The sequence below is a fragment of the Streptomyces nogalater genome (assembly GCF_039532885.1).
Taxonomy (GTDB): Bacteria; Actinomycetota; Actinomycetes; order Streptomycetales; family Streptomycetaceae; genus Streptomyces; species Streptomyces nogalater.
This window is the reverse complement of record NZ_BAAASM010000046.1, coordinates 39,389-54,897: the sequence shown is the minus strand read 5'-3', so window position 1 is coordinate 54,897 and position 15,509 is coordinate 39,389. Positions and strand designations below refer to the sequence as shown.

General features: G+C 68.2%; 12 protein-coding genes and 4 pseudogenes. 4 read left to right on the top strand and 12 right to left on the bottom strand.

Annotation, left to right across the window (positions count from 1 at the left end; all coding sequences use genetic code 11):
- Nucleotides 1-378 precede the first annotated feature (378 nt).
- The 10 genes and pseudogenes from ABD350_RS28150 to ABD350_RS28110 all read right to left on the bottom strand — a co-directional run bounded on the left by ABD350_RS28150 (nt 379) and on the right by ABD350_RS28110 (nt 10,005).
- A complete protein-coding gene (locus ABD350_RS28150) occupies nt 379-2,691 on the bottom strand; it encodes an FdhF/YdeP family oxidoreductase (RefSeq protein WP_344351459.1) in 2,313 nt (770 codons plus the stop codon).
- 37 nt (nt 2,692-2,728) lie between these two features.
- Nucleotides 2,729-3,322 (bottom strand): SRPBCC family protein, encoded by a 594-nt coding sequence (locus ABD350_RS28145; RefSeq protein WP_344351458.1) that lies wholly within the window; start codon nt 3,320-3,322, stop codon nt 2,729-2,731.
- Nucleotides 3,323-3,707: 385 nt separating this feature from the next.
- Nucleotides 3,708-3,881: a hypothetical protein gene (locus ABD350_RS28140; protein WP_344351457.1), complete on the bottom strand. Its 174-nt coding sequence runs from the start codon at nt 3,879-3,881 to the stop codon at nt 3,708-3,710.
- 458 nt (nt 3,882-4,339) lie between these two features.
- Nucleotides 4,340-4,975: a YceI family protein gene (locus ABD350_RS28135; protein ID WP_344351456.1), complete on the bottom strand. Its 636-nt coding sequence runs from the start codon at nt 4,973-4,975 to the stop codon at nt 4,340-4,342.
- A gap of 119 nt (nt 4,976-5,094) precedes the next feature.
- On the bottom strand, nt 5,095-6,009 hold the full coding sequence (locus ABD350_RS28130) for a YceI family protein (protein WP_344351455.1): 915 nt from the start codon (nt 6,007-6,009) through the stop codon (nt 5,095-5,097).
- 802 nt (nt 6,010-6,811) lie between these two features.
- Nucleotides 6,812-7,339: pseudogene (locus tag ABD350_RS28125) on the bottom strand (transposase family protein); the annotation flags it as partial.
- Nucleotides 7,340-7,474: 135 nt separating this feature from the next.
- Nucleotides 7,475-7,606 (bottom strand): annotated as a pseudogene (locus tag ABD350_RS38050) (IS630 family transposase); the annotation flags it as partial.
- A gap of 59 nt (nt 7,607-7,665) precedes the next feature.
- The gene (locus tag ABD350_RS28120; protein WP_344351454.1) at nt 7,666-8,454 is read right to left on the bottom strand and encodes a class I SAM-dependent methyltransferase; all 789 of its coding nucleotides are present in this window, start codon (nt 8,452-8,454) and stop codon (nt 7,666-7,668) included.
- Nucleotides 8,455-8,484: 30 nt separating this feature from the next.
- Entirely contained in the window at nt 8,485-8,751 is a 267-nt protein-coding gene (locus ABD350_RS28115; protein WP_344351453.1) for a MoaD/ThiS family protein, read from the bottom strand.
- An 84-nt stretch (nt 8,752-8,835) separates the two neighbouring features.
- A complete protein-coding gene (locus tag ABD350_RS28110; RefSeq protein ID WP_344351452.1) occupies nt 8,836-10,005 on the bottom strand; it encodes an acyl-CoA dehydrogenase family protein in 1,170 nt (389 codons plus the stop codon).
- A gap of 80 nt (nt 10,006-10,085) precedes the next feature.
- Here ABD350_RS28110 and ABD350_RS28105 point away from each other — a divergent pair.
- Nucleotides 10,086-10,288 (top strand): annotated as a pseudogene (locus ABD350_RS28105) (IS5/IS1182 family transposase); the annotation flags it as partial.
- Between the two features lie 181 nt (nt 10,289-10,469).
- Here ABD350_RS28105 and ABD350_RS28100 read toward each other — a convergent pair.
- On the bottom strand, nt 10,470-10,901 hold the full coding sequence (locus ABD350_RS28100) for a hypothetical protein (protein ID WP_344351451.1): 432 nt from the start codon (nt 10,899-10,901) through the stop codon (nt 10,470-10,472).
- A gap of 618 nt (nt 10,902-11,519) precedes the next feature.
- Between ABD350_RS28100 and ABD350_RS28095 the strand changes: the two are divergent.
- From ABD350_RS28095 to ABD350_RS28085, 3 genes and pseudogenes are all read left to right on the top strand, one after another.
- Nucleotides 11,520-11,861: pseudogene (locus ABD350_RS28095) on the top strand (transposase family protein); the annotation flags it as partial.
- Between the two features lie 327 nt (nt 11,862-12,188).
- Nucleotides 12,189-12,608: an aspartate 1-decarboxylase gene (panD, locus tag ABD350_RS28090; protein WP_030611681.1), complete on the top strand. Its 420-nt coding sequence runs from the start codon at nt 12,189-12,191 to the stop codon at nt 12,606-12,608.
- Nucleotides 12,609-12,642: 34 nt separating this feature from the next.
- A complete protein-coding gene (locus tag ABD350_RS28085) occupies nt 12,643-12,987 on the top strand; it encodes a GNAT family N-acetyltransferase (protein WP_344351450.1) in 345 nt (114 codons plus the stop codon).
- Between the two features lie 866 nt (nt 12,988-13,853).
- Here ABD350_RS28085 and gndA read toward each other — a convergent pair.
- A complete protein-coding gene (gene gndA, locus ABD350_RS28080; RefSeq protein ID WP_344351449.1) occupies nt 13,854-15,293 on the bottom strand; it encodes an NADP-dependent phosphogluconate dehydrogenase in 1,440 nt (479 codons plus the stop codon).
- Between the last annotated feature and the right edge of the window lie 216 nt (nt 15,294-15,509).

Here is a 15,509-nt window from a genome sequence, read left to right as displayed (position 1 = left end):
CGGCGTCACCCCGCCGCCTCCCGCGGCGGGTGTCCCGCAGGGTCGCGGTGCCGGTCACAGTCAGTGCGCGCCAGACCTCTCCGAGGACCGGACCGGCGCAGACCTCCGGAGCGACAGGGCGCGGTCGACAGCGTGCCGCGATGCCCGAGCCCTGTCCCGGGTGCGGCACTCCACCGCATGGCTGTGGGCGGCCCCGGAAGCCGGAGTCGAAGGCGGCGAAGAAGGCGGCTGCGCAAGCAGCGGGGGCGGACGCCGGACGGCGCCGCCTCGCGGCCGGGCACTCGCGTCGGCCCCGACTCCGGCAGAACCGGATCGGCCGCGCGGCCGCGCGTCGCGACGCCCGCGCCCTCTCCCGGACGCGGCACTTCCCGGGCCCGGTCAGACGGGTGCCGGCCGGGACCGGTCGCCCGTGGGTTCCAGGCGGACGACGATGCCCTTCGACGTGGGCTGGTTGCTCATGTCGGCGACGCTGTCGAGCGGCACCAGGACGTTCGTCTCCGGGTAGTAGGCGGCGGCCGAACCCTTGGCCGCCGGGTAGGACACGACCTCGAAGTTCTCCGCCCGGCGCTCGGTGCCGTCCTCCCAGACGCTCACCAGGTCCACCCGGTCGCCCTGGGCGAGGCCGAGTTCGGACAGGTCGGCCGAGTTGACCAGGACGACGTGGCGGCTGCCGTGGATGCCGCGGTAGCGGTCGTTGTCGGTGTACGGGACGGTGTTCCACTGGTCGTGCGAGCGCAGGGTCTGCAGCAGCAGGTGCCCCTGGGGGGCCAGGGGGACCACCCGCTCGTTGCAGGTGAACCGGGCCTTGCCGGTCTCGGTCCTGAACACGCCCTCGTTGACCGGGTTGGGCAGCTGGAAGCCTCCCGGACGGGTCACCCGGGCGTTGAAGTCGTGGAAGCCCGGCACGATCCGGGAGATGCTGTCACGGATGGTGTTGTAGTCGCCCTCGAACCTGGCCCAGGGGATGTCCCCCACGCCGTCGACGGTCAGCCGGGCGAGCCGGCACAGGATGGCGACCTCGCTCAGCAGCCTGCGCGAGGCCGGTTCGAGCCGCCCTTGGGAGGTGTGCACCTCGCTCATGGAGTTCTCGACGGTGACGAACTGCTCGCCGTCGGCCTGGACGTCACGCTCGGTGCGCCCCAGCGTCGGCAGGATCAGGGCGGTGTCGCCGCAGACGGTGTGCGAGCGGTTGAGCTTGGTGGAGATGTGGGCGGTCAACCGGCACGAACGCATCGCTTTCTCGGTGACCTTGCTGTCGGGCGCCGCGCGCACGAAGTTCCCGGCCAGGGCGAGGAAGACCTTGATGCGGCCCTCCAGCATCGCCTTGATCGAGTTCACCGAGTCCAGGCCGTGCGGGCGCGGCGGGTTGAAGCCGAACTCCTTTTGCAGGGCGTCCAGGAACGTGTCCGGCATCTGCTCCCAGATGCCCATGGTGCGGTCTCCCTGGACGTTGCTGTGGCCGCGCACCGGGCAGGCGCCCGTGCCGGCGCGCCCCAGGTTGCCGCGCAGCATCAGGAAGTTGACGATCTCCCGGATGGTGGGCACGCCGTGCTTGTGCTGGGTGATGCCCATCGCCCAGCACACGATGACGCGTGAGCTGCGCAGGACCTCGTCGCGGACCTTCTCGATCTCCTGACGGGTCAGTCCCGTCGCCGCGTGCACGTCGTCCCAGTCGACGGTGCGGGCGTGCCGGGCGAAGTCCTCGAAACCGGAGGTGTGGGCGTTGATGAAGTCGTGGTCCAGGACGGTGCCGGGACGCGCGTCCTCCGCCTCCAGCAGCAGCCGGTTCAGTGCCTGGAACAGGGCGAGGTCCCCGCCCGGTTTGATGTGCAGGAAGCGGTCGGCGATCTGGGTGCCCCGCCCCACGACCCCACGCGGCTTCTGCGGGTTCTTGAAGCGCCGCAGCCCCGCCTCCGGCAACGGGTTGACCGCCACGATGCGGCCGCCGTTGCGCTTGGCCTCCTCCAGGGCCGAGAGCTGCCGCGGGTGGTTGCTGCCCGGGTTCTGCCCCACCAGGAAGATCAGGTCCGCGTGGTGCAGGTCGTCGAGACTCACGGTGCCCTTGCCGACGCCGAGTGTCTCGTTCAGGGCGAAGCCGCTGGACTCGTGGCACATGTTGCTGCAGTCGGGCAGGTTGTTGGTGCCCAGGGCCCGGGCGAAGAGCTGGAAGACGAAAGCGGCTTCGTTGCCGGCCCGGCCGGATGTGTAGAAGACCGCCTCGTCGGGCGAGTCCAGCCCTTTGAGTTCCCGCGCGAGGACACCCAGGGCGTCGTTCCAGCCGATGGGCTCGTAGTGGTCCGATCCGGGCCGTTTGATCATCGGCTCGGTGAGCCGGCCCTGCTGGTTGAGCCACATGTCGGAACGGGCGGCCAGATCGGACACGCTGTGCTCGCGGAAGAAGCCGGCGGTGATCCGGCGCGTCGTGGCCTCGTCGTTGATGTGCTTGGCGCCGTTCTCGCAGTACTCGTTGCGATGGCGCCGGCCCGGGGCGGGGTCGGCCCACGCGCAGCCGGGGCAGTCGATCCCGCCCACCTGGTTCATGGTGAGCAGGTCGATTCCGGTCTTGCGCGGGGAGGTCTGCTCCAGGGAGTACTCCAGCGCGTGCACGACGGCGGGGACCCCGGCCGCCCACTTCTTCGGCGGTGTCACGGAGAGGGAGGTCTCCGGCTCCTGACCGGGCGGGTTCTGCATCGCTTGGCCTTTCTCTCGCCGTGTACGGGTGGGCGGGTCAGCCGACGGGCCACTGGGCGACACGGCTCCTGGGCGGTTCCGGGGTGTCGTGCTGGACGCGGCCGTTGCGGATGGTGCCGCGCCAGGCGCCGCCCTCCTGGCCGAGCCCTTCGATGAAGTGCTTGAAGTCGACCAGTTCGGCGTGCACCAGCCGGGCGGTCAGCCCCAGGACCCGGCGGGAGCAGGTGAGGACCTTCGCGGCCCCGCGCGGCCGCAGGAGCATCCGGACGGTGATCGCGGTGCCGCCGGACCCCGTGGGCCTGAACTCGACCTCGCCCTCGTGGGTGGGGTGCTGCTCCAGGCCACGCCAGGCCAGGTAGGCGTCGGGGTCCTGCTCCACGATCTCGACCGGGAAACGGTGGCGCAGCAGGCCGTAGCCGATGGTCCACGCGGTGACGGTGGGCCTGACCTGCTCGACGCCGCGTACCACGGCCGAGAAGCGCGGGAACGTCTTGAACTGCGTCCACTGGTTGTAGGCCGTGCGGACCGGTACCGCGACCTCGACCGTCTCCTCGACATGCCACTCACGCAGCGGACGGCGGCGTGTGACGCCGTCGCCGTCGGCGCGCCCGCCGTCCTCTTCGTGCGCCATCATGGTCCTTCTTCCGTTGAGAAAGCCGGGCGTCCGGGCACCTGCCCTCCCCTCATGGGTCAGGGCACCACTTCCGGTTCCCCGATCCCGGGTTTCGAGTCACCCGACCGCACCGGCGTCCCCGGGCGCGGACCCGACCGTGAGCAGAGCGCCGGACCCGAGGCACCGAGAGGAACGCCGCTCACGGTCTTCTCCCGTTGCCCGGCGGACACCTCCAGCTTCACCCCTGGACACGGCCACCCGCCACTCACCGTGCCCCGGCAGGCGGGCAGGCGGGCAGGCGGGCAGGCGGGCAGGCGGGCAGGCGGGCAGGCGGCCGCGCCCCGGAGCGCCGCTCCGCCGTCGCCGCGGCGCCCCGCTGGCCGAGGGACGTGCCCCGGCGGCGTCAGCGTTTTATGGCCAGGGTTCCTCTCGTGGGCACGGTGGCCGCTGCCGCCACGGCGCTCTGCGCCGCGTTCGTCTCGGTCCCGTCCCCCCCCCAGACCGAGCCCCTCGCCTCCTCGCCGATCACGTTGGGGGTGCCGAGCGCGGCGGCGGACCGGATGGCGTCGGTGTCCATCACCTCCACAGCGGCCCGGGACCACCGGGGCGACGGCGCGTCGGGGGCAGGAACGAGCGTCGTCCTCCTCGTGCTTCTCCAGCGTCTCCCCCCCCACCGTCGCCCGGGCCCGGGCGACACACCCACAGGCCGTACGGGCTGCGGGTGGCGAACACCAGCCGGTACACGGCCCGCCGGCGAGGCGAGTGTGACACCGGCACCGACTGCACGAGCCTCCCGGTACCCGGCGAGGGCTGCTGCTCGGTGGCGATCCGCAGTGTGTCGGTGTCGTCGACGTGGTCGATCAGGCGGCCCAACTCCACGTCGCTGAACGGTTACAGGTCGGCGGCGAGGTTGCGGCCGGGCGCGGGCGCGGTCGAGCAGGGCGGCGAGGGCGCGGCGGTCGGCCTCGGCCTCGATCCGTGCGCGGGCGCGGTAGTCAAGCAGTTTCCTGCGACTCCGGGCGCCCCCGACGCCGCCTACGACGTCAATCGGATCGCGGAGATGTCGAACTGCAGCCGGACCTTCTCGCTCACCATGGTGCCCCCTGCCTTGAGGCGCTGGTTATAGACCAGGCCCCACTCGGTGCGGTCGATGGTAGTGGTGCCGTCGAAGCCGGCCCGCTCGAAGCCGAACGGGTCCACAACCGAGCCGAGGTAGTCGATTTGCAGGTCGACGGGCCGGGTGACGTCGCGGATGGTCAGGTCCCCGGTCATGCGGAAGGTCTCTCCGCCTTCGTGGACGGTGGAGGTGCTGTGAAAGGTCATTTCCGGGTACTGGCGCGCGTCGAAGAAGTCGGCGCCGATAATGTGCGCGTCCCTTTGCTCCACGCCCGTGTCGACGCTGGCGACCCGGATGACGAGGTCGGCCCGCGACTCGGAGGGCTGGGCTCCGTCGAAGTACAACGTGCTGTCGTAATCGGTGAAAGCCCCCCGGACCGTCGTGACCATGGCGTGCCGTACGGAGAATCCGATGTGGCTGTGCGGGCGGTCGATCGTCCATCGCCCGGTCAGGGCCTGAAGTGCCGGGCCCAGTGCGACACCCCGGGACGTGGCCCCCGCGAGAGCCGGGGCCGGCTCGCTGACGGCGGTCTGGCGTCGGCCGAAGATACCCATGATCGTGAGCCCTTTCCCATCTGATTGCTCTGTGCTGCCAAGGTGTCGCCGGGTCGCTGCCCCGATCGGTGACCTCGCCCGAGGGGGGATGCGGTCGACGGTGAACCCGCTACGCGGCGTTACTTCGGTGGCGTGGGCGTGTCGTGGGTGCGGTACATCGCCTGTACGTCCAGCTCCAGTTGGACGGTCGGCCCGACGACGGCGATGCCGCGGGCGAGCATGGAGCGCCAGTTGAGGGTGAAGTCCTCCCGATGAAGTTCGGCCTTCGCGAGGGCCGCGCAGCGCAGTTCCTGTTCGTAGCCCCCGTTGATCGACCCGAGGTAGGTGGTGTCGAGGCTGACGGAGCGGGTGGTGCCGTGCATGGTGAGGGTGCCGTGCAGGGTCCACTTGGAGCCGCCGAGGTGGGCGAACCGGGTGCTGGTGAAGTCGATGTACGGGTAGCGTTCGACGTCCAGGAAGTCGGCCGAACGCAGGTGGTTGTCGCGGGTGTTGTTGCCCGTGGTGACACTGGAGGCGTCGATGCGCACCGCCACCTGTGAGTCGGCCATGTTCGGAGCGATGCGGATGCTGCCCTGGAAGCGGGTGAACCGCCCGTGGACATGGGCCATGCCGACGTGCTTGGCGATGAACCGGATCGCGGTGTGCGGAGGGTCGAACAGCCAGGTACCGGCTGTCGGAAGTTCCAACTGGCGGGCGGGCTGGAGCGTGACTTGTGCGGTGGGCAGAGCCACCCCGGCCGCGATGTCGAGGTTCTCGCGGGCGGGTGACAGGCCCTCGGCCGCGATCATCACGCTGTAGGAGCCGGGTGGCAGCGTGGCTATGAAGTAGCCGTGGGGGTCCGTGGCACCACGCGTCGCGATCCGGTGGCTGTCCAGCGCGGTCACGGTGACCTCGGCTCCGCCCATGGGCTGCCCCATGGGATCGAGCACCTCGACGCCGAATGCCCCGGCGCCGGGCGGCAGCGGGACCGAGATGCTCGACACGGCACCGGAGGCACCACGGGAACGCCGACGACGGAGCAGCCCGAGAGCCATGGAGATCACCCTTCTTCCCCTGCGCCTCGGTCATGCGACTCGCTCAGAGTTCTTGCATTCCCGGTCGCCAAGAAACGTCGACGACAGGAGGACGGACGCAAAGCCAGTAGTTCGCCGACGATCATAAAGCGCTCTGCGAGTAGGTCACTCAAGCCGGTGTCGAGGCTGCTCAACCCACTTGGGGACGGGTGGGAGGCCGCATATCGGTACATCGGCCGACCATATCGCCACAGCTCGATTCGTTGACTTGTGGCAATGTTGTGGTGAAGGGCGCGGAAAAGGGCCCGGATATTCACAGCCGATCTGCGGTTTCATCACGGGTCTGACACAGAACTCGCCGTGCTGCCGTCCTTCCGTGGGTCGGTGAGAAGGAAGCGCTGACAGACGTCGACGAGTATCTCGATATCCGCACTGCCCGTCGGTCGACCCGCTGCGGGCCGGTCTCGCGCGCACCGAGTCACCCGACGCGGGGTTTCGCCTGCTCCAGGTTCCGCTCCTCGTCTCAGGGGAGGGGCATGCCGCGCCCGGCTACCCACAGCGCGCACCACTCCTCGCGGGTGAGGTCCGGCTCGCGCAGGGCCGCGCCCGGCAGGCGGCGACGCGTTCGGGCCGGGCCGTGCCAAGGACATCCGGCGCATGACCAGAGCAACCCCCGCCGGCGCGGGGACGACGCTGGGATCATGCAGACGGGGCCGGCCGTCCTCGAAGGCGCCCGTCCGAGCCGGCGGAGAAAGACTTGCCGACGGCAAGCAACTCCCGTGAGCGCGGGTAGGGGATGACCGAGAAGCGGCTCCGCCGAAGGACCGGCATCTTGATATGCCTTCTCGGCCCAGCACTTGAGGTCGGCGTCGGTGAGCGCGTCGACGATGCCGTGGGTGCGGGCGGCGGTCAGGTCGTGGGTCGGTCCGGGAAGGGCCGGTGAGGCCCACAGCGACCGCCCGAAGGGAGCGGTGAGGACCTGGACGTTCATGCCGTGACGTTTGTGTTTGCCCGAGTAGTACGGGGTGTCGGCGGCGATCCGGTCGATGGGCAGCGGGGTGCCGTCCAGGATCACGAACGCCTTGGTCCGGGCGATGTCCATGGCCTCGGCCAGGGTGGGTGCGAGGGCGGCCAGCACATCGACGGCCTCGCGTGTGTAGCGGTACACGGTTGCGACGCCGATACCGAACCCGGCGGCGAGCTGGGCGTAGGTGTCACCGCATCGCAGATGGGCCAGGGCAAGGAGAGCCTGACGGCTGGCGGTCAGCCGACGCCATCGGGTCCCGATCTCCCCTCGCCGGGCAGCGAGTCGTCCCGTCAGGCACCGCAGGGCGGGACTGGACAGGTCGATCGACGACGGGTAGACAGCACGCGAAGCTCCTGGTGGCTACGGGCAATCTTGGTCGAGAACCCGTCTACCAGGAGCTTCGTCGTTCCACCGATCTGTCCAACACGCGGCCAGCACCATCAGGCTGGAAAAAGGCTCACTGCCGCGCAGGTCTTTGGCGATCACCGAACTCGCCTCGCCCCGGGCGAACCTCTCGGCCACCTGAAGCCGTAACCCCTCGCGGAACCGCTGCCGCTCGGCGGTCAGCCCGCCCCCTTGTGGATACCGCATGCCCCGGATACCGCAGGCGACTGCTGCCCGTCAGCCCCTACGACACCACGAATTCAACCTCAGTATTCGGCTCGGGTCGCTACAAGGCAATGGCAGGTGTTGTTGAGCAGGTAAGAGCCGTCATCGCGCCGGTAGGGATCGATCGACCGGATGACGGCACGGGTGACTTCGCTCCTCCCGGAGTATTGGATGGCTCGCACGGCCGGCCCGGTTGACAAGAGCCCGCGGAGAGCTGTTTCCAGATCGGGGTACTCCCAGGGGCAGAGAATGACGCGCAGTGGAGAAAGTTGCAATCCTGCTTCGGTAAAAAGGGTTTCTAGAGTCTCGGAGTCAGAGAGGTCGGGGCGCCCGGACAGGGTATCCGGGGGGAGCAGCGCGCCAAGTTCGAGGAAGTAGTCGAAAGTGTCGCATTCCGAGGGGAATCCCCGAGTCGTAGTCACAATTTTTCCGTCGGGTTCGGTAACGCGTATGACCTCAGCGATGAGACGAGTGGGGTCAGCGGCGAAATGTAAGCTGTTGAAGGCGGTCACCACAGAAAAATTGCGGTCCGGGAAGGGAAGGTTTTCCATGTCGGCTATGTAGAAGACGGCGTCAGGAGCATGGCGTCGGGCGAGACCGATTAGTTGTTCCGAAGTATCCACGCCGCTGGCTTCTGCCCCTGCTTCACTGGCCATGCGAACAAATTCACCGGCACCGCATCCTATGTCCAGTAGAGTTCTTTCCCGCCAGGGGTCCAGCTCACTGAGGACTGCCTGGAAAGCTGGGCGGGTAGTCAACTGCTGGACTCGGGCCCAGTTTTGAGCTTGTGCTCCCCAAGCATCATTCTGGTTCCGGGGCAAACCGATCACGTCCCAAATGGTATGCGTGGTCGCTTGCCGTCAGCCACCAGCTATTGCGGTGAAGAATTCGATATGATCCTCTTCGGACAGGGTCAGGGTATTTTCAGAGAGGTCGAGGATCTGACCGTTGAGACTCAGTCGATGCGCCTGACGCAACTTCCCGGAATTGTCGAGCAAGAGGCGACGCATGTTCGGAAAACGCGAGGTCAGCTCGGCGAGTGCGTCTTGGAGAGTTGTAGCTTCGATCCGTACCGAGCGTCGGTTGTCTGCTGCCTGGCGCAGAATGCCGTTGAAGATGAAGAACACGACTCTATCTCCCGTGTGCTCGTGAAGGGATTAGGTGAGGGGCTCGCGTTTCTTGCTGGTAGAGGCTCTGTACGAGGTGCATCATCATGCGTCGCGTGAAGTCCTGGACGGTCGGGCACGCCGGGCCACGACACCCGCCCCGAGATTCACCTCCAGAATGTCCTGGGTTCCCGCTGCGATGGCGAGGCCGGCGAAATCACGCATATACCGGCCCAGGTGGGTGGTTCCATAGAACCCGTGGCCCCCCTGAAGGCCGAAGGCTCGTTCCACCACCGACCTCACCTGCTCAACGGCAAAGCACTTTGCTGCCGAGAGCACAGGGTCGAATATCGGCTCAGCGTAGCCAGCACCGACACGCCCGAGGGCGTGATATAGCATGGCCCGAGCCGACTCGACCGCGATATACATGCGCCCCAGGGAGGCTTCGACGTTGTTCAGCTCGGCGACCGGTGTGTCAAAGCGGAGGGTGCTCGCCAAGTGCGCGGCGCAGTCCTCGAGAACTGCCTGAGACCGGCCGAGGGGAGCACAAGTGATCCATAACCGTTGACTACTGAGAAAGCGTTGTGCGTGCGTGAGCCCGTCAGTTGCCTCCAGGATCCGGTCAACAGACAACGGCACGTCCTCGAACGTTACCGATGCTGCGCCCGCCGTTCTCATCCCCATCGGGAAAGCAGGGGTGACGCTCACTCCTGGATCGTCGTGCTGCACCAGACATGCCAACATGTCTCCGGCTTCATCCAGCGCATAAACCAGGAAGACATCGCTGAGCTGCCCACCGGTCACATACGTCTTGTGACCCGATAGAATGTAACCCTTTCGGTCACGGCGCAGTAACGTGCGGAAGGAGAATGCGTCCGCATCTTCTGAGTAAGCGATGCCCGCGCCGCATTCACCTCTGGCGATCGGAACGGCGTATTTGTCGATCAGGTCAGCGCGTCCTGACTCACAGATGAACCGGGCGATATCGCCTTGGTGGTTCATGATCAGTGGGAGCGCTGAATCTTCGCACAGATACCCGATCTGTTCGAGCACCATCCCCCAGGTGAGGACGTCGACTCCCTCGCCGCCGATGCGTGGCGGCAGGGAGAGCCCCTGCAGCCCAGTACTCCCGATCGCGGCCATCAAGGCGGGTGGCGGCGGAGTCCTGGCCTCGTCTCTCTCGGCCACGGTGCTGCCGATCTCGGCCAGCAGATCCCCCCATCGCGTTCGAACGAGTTCCGTGACCTTTTCGCGATGGTCTGCTATCTCGGCCATGACCTCACCTTGCCTTCATCGCCTGCTAGATTTCTGGCGTTCTTTGCTTCGTCTACTTACCGGTTTACAATCGTCTCCTGCCGTACTACTCACAGAAATACAAGAAGCACGGCATGAACGTGCAGCTCATCCCACGGCCCGACGGCACACCGCTCTGGTTCTCCCGGGCCGTCCGCACCCCCTACTACACCTGACGGCTGCGGCGAGCCGCTGTTCCGCCTGCCGCATCGGCACAGCCGCCCAAGCCGTCCACACCCTCCTGACGTGCATATATTCAGGATGAAAACGGCTCACTGCCCCTGACCAAGCGTCACACTGATGGCGCAGCCGCCACCGTTGGGCGAGCCGGCTGGAGCCGTATCCCGCGCGCATCGCCGCTTCACCTGCTGTGCGGGCCCGTGCGGGACACCGCACAGCAGGCGGAGAGCGCTGAAGCAAAGTCCGTGCGGCCTCTGCGGCGTGCCTCAGTTCACCCGGTAGAAGCGCTGGACCACGTCACCGTCGCTGCTGACGGTGAAGTGCCCGTAGGCGGCGATTCCGTCCAGGCGTTCCGATTTGCTGTGCACGGTGATGCCGCCGACCCACTTGATGCCGCCTTGGCCGTCGGAACGTCCCACACCGATTCCCTTCCAGACCGCGACGGTCTCGTTGGTGGGCGCGCCGCCGGGGACGGTGATGACGACCTCGGCTCTCCCGTCGTACATGCCGTTCGGGAGTTCCTTCTGCACGTAGGTGACGATGTCGCTTACCCGCCGTCCGCCTATGGTCCCGGAATCGACCGTGTCGACCTCGATGACGGGGTAGGGGGTGTCCACGTTCCGCACCCGACGCGCCGCGACCTTCCCTCTCATGTAAATGAAGAGGTCTTCCGCCGCTTCTTCAACTTCTTCGCTCACTTTCCCTCCTTCGATAACTACTTCCTTCCTTCCACTCTTCTACTCTGACGGGCGACGGCACGGTAACCGTTCATTTCAGACGTTCCTGATGGTGTGGGCGTGTTTTCTGGTGGCAGAGTCGCCAAGAGTGGTGCACACCATGGTTAGATAAGTGCACGCTTGCAGCCGGGTTAATTTGTATTTTTGAAATAAAGGATTTACGTTTGGCTGGATGGCGCTTGAGGGAAAAGAGTCCGGGCGGCAGGTTCTTTGGTGTGTGTGCCGATCGGAGATGCCTGATTGCCCATCGGAATGTCGATGGCGAGGCGTTGACGGGCGCGCTTGCGGGCTCGAAATCGACGGCTCGTGGTCGAAAGTTCGACGGTCCGGAGTCGTGGCCAGTTCACGTTCAACACGTCGGACCGATAACGGCTTACTGATCGTTTCAGAATGAGTTGAGTCGCGGGTCTTGTGCTCGACGATCTTGGTCGGCAGTGAGCCTTTTCCAGTCTGACGGTGCTGGCCGCGTGTTGGACAGATCGGTGGAACGACGAAGCTCCTGGTAGACGGGTTCTCGACCAAGATTGCCCGTAGCCACCAGGAGCTTCGCGTGCTGTCTACCCGTCGTCGATCGACCTGCGGTTGCTGTGGGCCTCACCGGCCCTGCCCGGACCGACCCACGACCTGACCGCCGCCCGCACCCACGGCATCGTCGACGCGCTCACCGACGCCGACCTCAAGTGCTGGGCCGACAAGGCGTATCAAGGTGCCGGTGGTTCCATCCGAGTAGCCTTCCGCGGCCGCCGCCTCAAGCGGTGGCAGCGCCGGCACAACAGCACACACGCCAAGAGCCGCTGCCTCGGCGAGCAGGCCATGGCCACGCTGAAGGGCCGACGCCTCCCACGAAAACTCCGCTGCGGCACCAACCGCAGCACCGCGATCCTCCAGGCCGTCCTCGTCCTTCATCACCCCCCGGCATGAGGTTGGAAAAGGCTCAGTGTGCTTGCCCGCCGGGCGCCCATGCGTGGCGGCCAGGCGAGCGGAGTGAAAGATGTGCCCCTCTCGTGAGCCTCATCCCCGGCGCGGACGGCAAGGGGGGCCGCGTAGGCTCGTGCCATCGTGGTGGTGGGGTCCAACAGTGGGCGAGACCCTCCCGGTGTCACCTGGCTCAGGAAAGTCAGCAAGTGGTCAGCATGAGTCCTGGAAAACCTGGGGAAAGCTGCCCGGACGTGCGACTCGTTGTAGGCTGTGGAATCGCCCTTGACCTGCAAGAACGCAGGCAGGGAGCCGATCAGTGGGAGTACATCGATGCTTCGTACCATGTTCAAGTCCAAGATCCACCGCGCCACCGTCACCCAGGCCGACCTGCATTACGTGGGATCGGTGACCATCGACGCCGATCTTCTCGACGCCGCCGACCTGCTGCCCGGGGAACTGGTGCACATCGTCGACATCACCAACGGCGCCCGGCTGGAGACGTACGTCATCGAGGGGGAGCGCGGCTCGGGGGTCGTCGGCATCAACGGGGCGGCTGCCCATCTCGTCCACCCCGGTGACCTGGTGATCATCATCAGCTACGCTCAGGTTACCGACGCGGAGGCCCGTGAGCTGCGGCCCCGGGTCGTGCATGTCGACGCCGGCAACCGGATCGTGTCCCTCGGCGCCGACCCGTCCGAGCCGGTGCCCGGTTCGGACCAGCAGCGCAGCCCGCAGGCCGTAGGGGCCTGACCGGCTGACCGGTGGACCAGGAGCGTGCGGGGCCATGAGCGAGATCGAGATCCGCGACGACCGGACGGCGGGCCGTCTGGAGGCCGTAGGCGACGGTGAGGTGGCCGGCCGTATCGAGTACTTCGTGCTGGAATCGCCCGCGCGCGCCCTGGTACCCGTCCACACGATCGTCGAGCCCGCCCACGAGGGGAAGGGCATCGCCGGATCGCTCGCTCGTGAGCTGTACGCCCTCGCCGAACGCGAGGGCGTCCCGGTGGCCCCGTTGTGCCCGTACGTCGTCAAGTGGGCCGCACGCCACCCGGAGGCCGCCCCGCCGGCCGACCCCGCGCTCCTGTCGGCCGCCAAGGACTGGCTGCGCGCCCATCCCGGACGGTTCTGAGGGCCCGGCGCCCACGGTTGGCCGGGCCCTGGACGCTCCGCGAGCCGGCCTGCGCTGTGCGTCGTTGCGCCTGAAGGTGGCTGGGTGTCCGTGACGGAGGGGTACGGGGGAGAGGCCCGTGCTCCGCGTTCCGCGTGTCGGCCGGTATGGCTGCGTATCCGTCCCGGAGGCCGCCGCGAGCGGGCCGTTGCCGCGTGTCCGTTCGGAGTGGCCGCCTGTCCGTCTCGGAGGCCCCGTGAGCGGGCCGTCGCCGCGCGTCCCGTCCGGAGCGGTTGTGTGGCCGTCGTCGGGTCTCGGGTCCTGCCCCGGCGTGGACGGCTCAGGGCGGGGTGTCGGTCCCCGGCGCGGCGGCGACCCGCGCGGGGCCGTTCGGTGTGGCCGTCGGGTGAGTGGGCGCGCGGGCATCGGGTAGGCGGGGGAGTAGTCCAGAGGCGACGTCCCGTGACAGCCCGGAGGACACGATGAGCAACCCGCATCCCGACCCGGTCCCGCCCGGCCCGGCACCGGGCCCGGACCCGACTCCGCCGGACCCCTACCCCACCCCGGTCCCGCCGCCGGAGCCGGTACCGCAGCCGACTCCGCCGGGCCCCGGCCCCACACCGCCTCCGGCACCGCCCCACCCGGGCCCGCCGGGTCCGTCGGAGCCGCCCCCGTCGCCCATCCCCCCGGGGCCGGAACCGGTGCCGAATCCCGAACCCGGTCCACCCCTCACCTGAGCGGCGCCGGAGGGCAGCAGGCGCGGGGAACCGCCCGCCCGGCCGTCACGCACCCGTAGCCGCGACCCGGCAGCGCCCCGCGCCCCCCGCCTCGCGCCCCCGCCCCGTGCCCCGGGCAGACTCCCGGGGCACGAAGGAACTCCCGGCCGCCTACGCCGTGACCTCGCTGCGGTCCCCGCCCCACAACGTGTGGAACGCGCCCTCGCGGTCCACCCTGCGGTACGTGTGCGCGCCGAAGAAGTCCCGCTGGCCCTGGGTCAGCGCCGCGGGCAGGCGCGGGGAGCGGAGGCCGTCGTAGTACGCCAGGGCCGCCGCGAAGCCGGGCGTCGGCACTCCGTGCCGTACCGCGGTGATCTGCACCTCCCGCCAGTCGTCCTGCGCGTCGGCGATCTCGCGGGCGAACGTCTCGTCCGAGAGCAGGCTCGGCAGGTCGGGCCGGGCGTCGTAGGCCGCGCGGATGCGGTCCAGGAACGCGGCGCGGATGATGCAGCCGCCCCGCCAGATGGAGGCCACCGCGCCGAGGTCGATGTCCCAGCCGTACTCCTCGCTGCCCGCCGCGATCTCGTGGAAGCCCTGGGTGTACGACACGATCTTGGAGGCGTACAGCGCCTGTTCCACCCGGTCGGCGAAGGCGGCGGCCTCCGACTCGCTCAGCGCGGACGGCCTCGGGCCGGCCAGGTCGCCCGACGCGGCCCGCAGCGCCGCGTGCCCGGACAGGGACCGGGCGAACACCGCCTCGGCGATGCCGGACACCGGAACGCCCAGGTCGAGCGCGATCTGTACGGTCCAGCGGCCGGTGCCCTTCTGCTCGGCCTGGTCCACCACCACGTCCACGAACGGCTTGCCGGTGTCCGCGTCCACGTGGGACAGCACCTCGGCGGTGATCTCGATCAGGTAGGAGTCCAGCCGCCCCGTGTTCCAGGTGCGGAAGATGTCCGCGATCTGCGCGGGGGAGTACCCGGCGACATCGCGCAGCAGCTGGTATGCCTCCCCGATCAGCTGCATGTCGGCGTACTCGATACCGTTGTGGACCATCTTCACGAAGTGTCCGGCGCCGTCGGGGCCCACATGCGTCACGCACGGCGCGCCGTCGGCGGCCTTCGCGGAGATCTTCTCCAGCATCGGGCCCAGCGACTCGTACGACTCCACCGACCCGCCCGGCATGATGCTCGGCCCGTGCAGCGCGCCCTCCTCACCGCCGGAGATGCCCGCGCCCACGAAGTGGATGCCCCGCTCGCGCAGCTCCCGCTCCCGGCGCCGGGTGTCCGCGAAGTGGGCGTTGCCCCCGTCGATGATCATGTCACCGGGCTCCAGCAACGGGGCGAACTCCTGGATCACCGCGTCCGTCGGCTCACCCGCCTTGACCATGACGACCAGGCGGCGCGGGCGCTCCAGCGCCGCCACGAACTCCTCGGCGGTCTCCGCCGCGACGAAGTCGCCCTCCTGCCCGAACTCCTCCACCAGTGCCTTCGTACGCGACACCGTGCGGTTGTGCACGGCGACCGTGTAGCCGTTGCGCGCGAAGTTCCGTGCGAGGTTGCGGCCCATCACCGCGAGGCCTGTGACACCGATCTGCGCTGAAGTGCTCATACCGCCTACTCCCTGGTTGCCTCATCACTACGCCTCCGTCAGTACGGGGCCCTGCCCATCCTGACGTGCCGTGGCGGCGAACGCCTATGCGACCCGCCACACACGGGTACACGGAAGCGCCCGCCGCCTCGTACACCGGTCGCCGCACGCTCAACAACAGGATGTTCCCGGCCACTTGACCCCCGCCGCAGGCCGAATTCCCTTCTTGTCATGGCC